Genomic DNA, 6,232 nt, shown 5'->3' on the forward strand with positions numbered 1-6,232 from the left:
ACGAGGGGCCCCGGGGACGCCCCCGGGGCTCCGGTCCGGCGCGATCCGCGACGAACGGGCCCTAGTCCGGACTGGACTCCATCGACACCCGCGGAGACGGGATGCCGTGCTGCTGCACGTCGGCGCCGACCTGCCCACCGAGCGTCATCACGTTCAGGGTCGCGGAGTTCTCGTTGGCGATGGCCTTCTCGACCCGGGCGACCAGCAGCGAGAACGCCTCCCGCTTCGGCAGGCCGTGGTACGGCCCCACCTTGGCCTCGAAGTAGACCCGCTCGTGCCCGAGGAGCTGCTCGGTCGAACGGTAGTTCTTCCACTGCTCGCGATACCGGTAGACGCTCTCCAGCGACACGGCGGCGACGACGACCACACTCAGAACGGTGGCCGTGGCCCGCGCGAAGCCCAGATCGAGATTGACGAACACCGGTACCAGCGCCGCGCCGACGACGGAGACCGTACGCATCCGCAGATGCATCGCCTTCATCCGGGTCGCCTTGGAGTCGTACCACTCCTGGTACTGCGAGAGCCTCGTCTCGATGTACCGCTGCGGCGTCATCTCACCGCCCTGCACCCCGGTTTCGGGCGCGTCCCCCACGTCAGCCATACGGGAAGTACACCGTCGCGCTGAATACCCGTCAACTCCCTGCCATCGGTGCCACCAAGGCAGACAACCACGGGACGAGACGCCACCCTCGCACCCGGAGGGCCCGTACAGCCCGCCCCAGAGGGCCACGAGCCGCAGCGCCGACCACCGACGAACAGACCGTCACGCCGTGCACCCTCTCGACCACGTACCGCTAGCATCACCGGCGTTGCCGCAGCCTCGCGGCGGACCGAGAGAGGGGCATCCCCATGGCCATCATCGTCACCTTCGACTTCCCTGACGCCGGACACGAGCTCTACGACGCCGTCATCGCACGCGTCACCGACGGCCAGGGCTTCACACGCTTCGCGGACCTGCCGAACACGGGCCTCATCTCCCACGCGGCGGGGCCGGTCGACGGAGGGTTCCGCGTGACCGAGGTCTGGGAGAGCGTGGAAGCCCTCGAAACCCACGCGAAGGCCTTCGGCCCGATCCTGGCGGACCTCGGCCATGCCGACGTACAGCCCACGATCATTCCGGCCCACAACGTCGTCGTCCGGTAGGGCCGGTTCAGGCCCCTGATCGGGACGGCCGGACCAGGTAGCCGCCGGGCACCCTCCCGCACGCCGTCCTCCCCGCCGTCCGCGGAGACGACCGCTCACGGCGCACCGGTCCACGTCACGGCAACGAGCGTGTGAGCCAGACGACTTCACCGTTGTCTTCCGTCGAGACGTGATCCCGCTCGAACCCGAGCTTCTCTAGGACACGGAGCGACGGGGCGTTCCACGCGCCGACGGTCGACCAGAGCCGCTTCCGCCCGGTCGCGACGGCGGCATCGAGCACCGCGCGAGCCGCCTCGGTGGCATAGCCACGCCCATGCGAGTGCTGGAACAGCTCATAGGCGATTTCGGGCTCCTCCAGGGTGGATCGTCCGATGATCAGCCCGCAGTAGCCGATGAAGTCACCTTCGTCACGGCGCTGAATGGGCAACAGGGCGATCCCCGTAGCCGCCGTCGCGGAGAGCAGCTCCGCGATGGACGTCCGGATGCCTCAACCGTGGGGGTTCCCTTGCCGCGTTCGGAGAGGAGGGCACAGAACTCAGCGGCGTCCGACTCGTCCCACGGCCGCAGTATGAGCCGCTCGGTCTCCAGGTGGAACGGCATCGTCTCGTACGTCGTCATGCCCCCACTCTGCCCCACGGGTCATCACGAACCACACTGAAGCACCGGGCGAAAGGCCGAGGTGGCGAACGGAGACCGCGAGAGTCACCATTCGTCCGCGTCAATGACCTCAGCTCACGTCAGTGCGGGGATGCTCCGGCACTGCTCGTGCCGGCAGTCGTCACCGCGCCGGTGGAGCCGCCGCAGGTCCTGCAGAGCGGCGACCGGGAACGGGTGCAGCATCCACTTCTCCTGGTACCCGGCCTCGCCGTGAACCCGCAGCACCGTCTCGGCGGCCTCCATCACCGCGTGACTCAGCACGCTGCGGGGCTGAGCCGAGCTCCAGACAAGGGTGCCGCCCGTGTCGTCGGGCGAGCCCCAACTCGTCGCCCCGTCCGGGAACCGGTAGACGGCGATGCCCACATCCCCTCCCCGTCGGCGGAGGCGCCACCTCAGCTCGACGGGTTCGAGGTCGAACGAGAAGCGTTCGCCGGTCGAGTTCCCGTAGAGCCCTGTCATGGCGTACAGCAGGTCGGCGAAGGCGTCCGTGCAGTAGCCGACGTGGCCCCGATGCTCCGAAGTGCCGTCGGCAATGCGGTACGTGGCCCACCCCGCGCCGCTCAGTTCCCAGCTGAACTGCAGATCATCCGCCATTCACACCCCTCCCGAGTGGATAACAGCCCCCATCATTGTGACGCCGATCCCGCCCCTGAGGTTCACGACTCCGGTCCCTGCGTGCGGCCGCTCTGGGGCATGGCTTTGTCCATGAGAACAGACAGCGGATGTCCACCACTTCGGGAGGCATCCGCTTTCGACTCTGCTCGATGTTCACGACCTGGGCAGCTCCGGAGTGAGGCAGCCGCGAAGGGGTGTCAGCCCCTTCTGCCAGGATGCTGCCGTGCCAGACACACGTGACCAGCCTCCCGCCGAAGCCACTCTCGACTTCCTGCGCTCTGCGTTCCCGCCGGAATGGCGCGAGCCGGCGCTCGGACATGAAGCCGTCGCGGAGTGGGAGCGGGAGAACCGGGTGGTCCTCCCGGAGCCGTACAGGACGTTCATCGCGGAGATCAGCAACGGGTCCGGCCTCGGCCCTGCCGGCGATGGCGGTCTGCAGCCGCTCGGCTGGCTGCCCGACACGTGGCCCGACCTCGGCCCGCGACAGCCAGGCGAACCATTCCCCCTGGGGGCAGCTTGGCCGTGGGAGGACGATGAGAGTGTCGACCCCGAGGACCCGCGGATCGACGCCGCGTTCAGCAACGGGTCCATCGTTCTCGGGTCCGAGGACGGGCAGTCGTTCTGGCTCCTGCTGACCACTGGCCCCCGGCGCGGCGAGGTCTGGATGATCGCCGACGTCGGTGCCGTCCCGGCGCCCGGTGACCAGGCGTGGGGCTTCGAGGAGTGGGTGCAGCGCTGGCACTCCGGGAACGATTGGTGGGACTGAACGCTCCGTACTGACCCGTCGCAGGTTACGGACGGTTCGAATGTCGGGTGCCTCCCGAAGGGGTCCGTCGCCGTTGAGGTCAGTTCTGGGTGTCAGCCGGCCCACTTGGTGGCCTCTATCGCTTCTTCCGGAGCTTCCGCATCTTGGCTTCGGCTTCCTTCTTCTTCCGCTGCTCGACCCCGTACGGGGACCACGGTCCCTGGTGCTTGGAGCATCGCGAGGTACCTGTGATCGCCTTGTTCTGGCAGCGGCCTCCGCTCTGGGTAGGAGCACCGCACTTCGGCTGAACCATCCTGTCCCCCTTCGTCGTCGGACGCAGGAATGCTTCCAGCGCTAGCCGCCAAGGGGGAGGCGCAATCGCGGCGGACGGCAGCACGCCGACAGCACACGCTCCGGGGACACGCTCAGACTTCTTCCGCCGTGCCGACCGGCCGCCCGGATGCGCGCTGCCTGTCGGCATCTGGCTCGCCGTTCTCCAGGGCTGCGATGGCCTTCCGCCGCCATCGGCTGACCCCGGCAGACACGACCACCAGCACCACGAGAGCGGCAACAGGTGCACCCCAGACCAGACCGCCGATGGCGAAACCGAGCGACTCCATGACTCCCCCTTGTGTGGTGCTCTGTCAGCGATTGACCGGGATCGCGTAGACGATCTCGCACCGGGCGGCGGGCGCGACGATGTCCGCCGCCTCCACGAGCCTGCCCTGGTCGCTGTGGGACGTCCACCGGATGTACGTCACGAGCGCCGCCTTCTGGATCCGCCCGGCAGGGTACGGCGACGCTCCTCACCGCCGCCGGCGTCCTACCCCGGGTCGTGATGGAGATCGTCGGGCACAGCCAGATCGCCGTGACGATGGACGTCTACACCCCCGTCGTCCAGGACACCCAGCGGGAGGCTGTGAGCACCTGGACCGGCTGCTCAGGAGTCGTCCCCGGCCGTAGGGCCTTCGAGTTCAGTTCACCGGCGCGTCTGATCGGCTACCCAGCGCAGGGACAGCATCTCGGACCTCCGCCTGGGAAGCCGACCGCGTCCCGTGACGCTCACCGGTCGTACCCGCTTGGTGTTCCCCCACGTAGGTGGCGTCCTCTGCGAGCAGGACCTGGATGGAGAAGTCACCTTCATCGTGGTCGGTCAGCCGGTGTCAGATGTGGATGTCAAAGGCCCCCAGCCATGATCGGCTGGGGGCCTCTGCACTGGTGGGCGCGGACGGTTTCGAACCGCCGACATCTGCTTTGTAAGAGCAGCGCTCTACCCCTGAGCTACGCACCCGTGGAAGAGGCAACAGCCTACATGGCGCACCCGTGGGTGCCGCAAACGGATGCCTGCTCGGTGGGTGTTCCCGCTCGGGTGGGGACGGTGGGTTGTCGGGTGGTGACTCTTCGTTGACGAGGAGGTTTATGTCTTCGGCGAACTGATCGGCCCGTGTGTTCGTCCCTACCTGGTGGGAGAATGAATCGGACCGGGCACGGCGGACACAGCACGGGGAGAGGTACGTGGCGGCGAGCGACGCTAGGGGGGCCGGCGGCGTCCGGCGGCGTGATGCGCCGGGCCGGGGAGTGGCTCGGACGGGGCGTGGGGGGTCGTCCTTCCGGCTCGCTCTCGCGTTGCCCCTGCTCGTCGGTGCTCTGCTGCCGCACGCCTTCGCCGGTGGCGGTACCCGTCGCTGGTTCGGTGGGCGCGGCGAGGGCCAGCGGGCCGAGGCGCAGGCTGCCAAGGATGCCGCCGCCTCGGCCTTCTACGAGCTCGACACCGCTCAGCGCGGACTGCGCATCTCCATCGAGACCATCACCGCGGTCGACAGTTCCCCCGAGGCGCGCCGCGCCGTCGAGGGGTTCGCGGCCCTCGGGCGCCGTATCGACGAGGTCAGCCACACCTATATCAGCGCCGTCGACGCCCACGACCTCGACCGTGACGAGCTCGACGCCGCGACCGCCGGCCGGGCCCGCGGGGAACTGACCCGGGCCAAGGAGGAGCTGGACCGGGCGAAGGACGAGCTCGACCGGTTCGAGCAGGGTCTCGGGCCGCTGCTCGATCGCGCCGAGACACAGCTCGCCCGCCTCGCCCCCGCTGTCGAGCGCGCCCGGCAGGCCCTGCGCGGCGCGAGCGGCGCACTCGACGGCGTACGGGAGAGCGGGCTGCGCGCCGACGACCTCGCCGCCCGGCTCGCCGCCCTCGGGCCCGAGCTCACCCGGCTGAACGAGGGCGCCGGCCGCCACGGCGTCCCCGAGACCCTCCAGCGCGCCGACCGGGTCCTCCGCGACGCCGAAGCCGTACGGGCCGAGGCGGAGCGCCTGCCCGAGCGGGCCGCCGAGATCGACCGGCGGCTCGTCTCCCTCCGTACCCGCACCGAGGCGCTCACCACCCGCACCGGCGCCGTCGAGCCGGTCCTCTCGGAGCTGCGGCGGCGCTTCACCGCGCCCTGCTGGCAGGACCTCCAGCATGTGCCGGAGCAGGCCGCCACGACGCTCCGGCAGGCCGAGGACCGGCTCGCCGCGGCGGCGGAGGCCCGCGCCGAGCAGCGGTGGCCCGACGCGACCTCGCTGCTCTCCACCGTCCGCGCGCTGCTCGACTCCACCGACGAGGCCGTCTCGGCCGCGAGGGACCGGCTGCGCCGCCTGGACGCCGTCGCGAAGGACCCGAGGGAGGAGATCGACCGGGCCCGGTTCGCCGTACGGGACGCCCAGCGGCTCGCGATGGACGGCAGGAGCACGCCCGACCCGCGTCACGCCCGGCCCCTCGACGAAGCCGTCGCCCGGCTCGACCGTGCCGTCGACACCCTGGAGGGCCGGCACCCCGACTACTGGCACTTCCTGACTGAGCTGGAGGGCGTACGGGCCACGGCCGCGCACGTCGTCGGGCAGATCCGGGAGGAGCGGGGCGCCGGTCACTGACCGGGGAGGCCGAGGGCGCCCCTGCGCACAGGCGCGCGCAGGCTCTAGGGGTGTCTTGTCGATCAGGCCGGAGCAGGGAGTGGCGTCCGGTGCCGTGCATCGCGAGGCGGAGGAAGGAGGCATGGCGGAGCCATGCCGACCGACGACAACGCGGCGAGG

Annotated in this window: 6 protein-coding genes, 1 tRNA gene and 2 pseudogenes; 4 read left to right on the forward strand and 5 right to left on the reverse strand. The window is 70.1% G+C overall.

The window, feature by feature from the left end; all coding sequences use genetic code 11:
• Positions 1-61: 61 nt before the first annotated feature.
• Positions 62-601: a DUF4231 domain-containing protein gene (locus tag ACFVYX_RS25970; RefSeq protein ID WP_389683893.1), complete on the reverse strand. Its 540-nt coding sequence runs from the start codon at positions 599-601 to the stop codon at positions 62-64.
• 248 nt (positions 602-849) lie between these two features.
• Between ACFVYX_RS25970 and ACFVYX_RS25975 the strand changes: the two genes are divergently transcribed.
• On the forward strand, positions 850-1,143 hold the full coding sequence (locus tag ACFVYX_RS25975) for a hypothetical protein (protein WP_389683894.1): 294 nt from the start codon (positions 850-852) through the stop codon (positions 1,141-1,143).
• Positions 1,144-1,258: 115 nt separating this feature from the next.
• On the opposite strand, the pseudogene ACFVYX_RS25980 reads toward ACFVYX_RS25975, so the two are convergent.
• Both ACFVYX_RS25980 and ACFVYX_RS25985 read right to left on the reverse strand, forming a co-directional pair.
• Positions 1,259-1,761: pseudogene (locus ACFVYX_RS25980) on the reverse strand (GNAT family N-acetyltransferase).
• 114 nt (positions 1,762-1,875) lie between these two features.
• A complete protein-coding gene (locus ACFVYX_RS25985) occupies positions 1,876-2,394 on the reverse strand; it encodes a hypothetical protein (RefSeq protein ID WP_389683895.1) in 519 nt (172 codons plus the stop codon).
• Between the two features lie 244 nt (positions 2,395-2,638).
• Between ACFVYX_RS25985 and ACFVYX_RS25990 the strand changes: the two genes are divergently transcribed.
• Positions 2,639-3,181 (forward strand): SMI1/KNR4 family protein, encoded by a 543-nt coding sequence (locus tag ACFVYX_RS25990; RefSeq protein ID WP_389683896.1) that lies wholly within the window; start codon positions 2,639-2,641, stop codon positions 3,179-3,181.
• A 404-nt stretch (positions 3,182-3,585) separates the two neighbouring features.
• Here ACFVYX_RS25990 and ACFVYX_RS25995 read toward each other — a convergent pair whose 3' ends face one another.
• Positions 3,586-3,780, reverse strand: coding sequence for a hypothetical protein (locus ACFVYX_RS25995; RefSeq protein ID WP_389683897.1), 195 nt, complete (start codon positions 3,778-3,780; stop codon positions 3,586-3,588).
• Between the two features lie 161 nt (positions 3,781-3,941).
• Between ACFVYX_RS25995 and ACFVYX_RS26000 the strand changes: the two are divergent.
• A pseudogene (locus ACFVYX_RS26000) lies at positions 3,942-4,123 on the forward strand (hypothetical protein); the annotation flags it as partial.
• Between the two features lie 253 nt (positions 4,124-4,376).
• Here ACFVYX_RS26000 and ACFVYX_RS26005 read toward each other — a convergent pair.
• Positions 4,377-4,451, reverse strand: a tRNA-Val gene (locus ACFVYX_RS26005).
• Positions 4,452-4,738: 287 nt separating this feature from the next.
• On the opposite strand from ACFVYX_RS26005, the gene ACFVYX_RS26010 reads away from it, so the two are divergent.
• Positions 4,739-6,073, forward strand: coding sequence for a hypothetical protein (locus ACFVYX_RS26010; protein ID WP_389683898.1), 1,335 nt, complete (start codon positions 4,739-4,741; stop codon positions 6,071-6,073).
• The last annotated feature ends 159 nt before the right edge of the window (positions 6,074-6,232 follow it).

It is taken from the genome of Streptomyces sp. NPDC058326 (genome assembly GCF_042879855.1).
Taxonomy (GTDB): domain Bacteria; phylum Actinomycetota; class Actinomycetes; order Streptomycetales; family Streptomycetaceae; genus Streptomyces.

Bases quoted from the DNA above. Each gene is read 5' to 3' on its own strand.
- ACFVYX_RS25995 (WP_389683897.1), bottom strand. From the start codon at position 3,780: ATGGAGTCGCTCGGTTTCGCCATCGGCGGTCTGGTCTGGGGTGCACCT.
- ACFVYX_RS25975 (WP_389683894.1), top strand. From the start codon at position 850: ATGGCCATCATCGTCACCTTCGACTTCCCTGACGCCGGACACGAGCTC.
- ACFVYX_RS25970 (WP_389683893.1), bottom strand. From the start codon at position 601: ATGGCTGACGTGGGGGACGCGCCCGAAACCGGGGTGCAGGGCGGTGAG.
- ACFVYX_RS25985 (WP_389683895.1), bottom strand. From the start codon at position 2,394: ATGGCGGATGATCTGCAGTTCAGCTGGGAACTGAGCGGCGCGGGGTGG.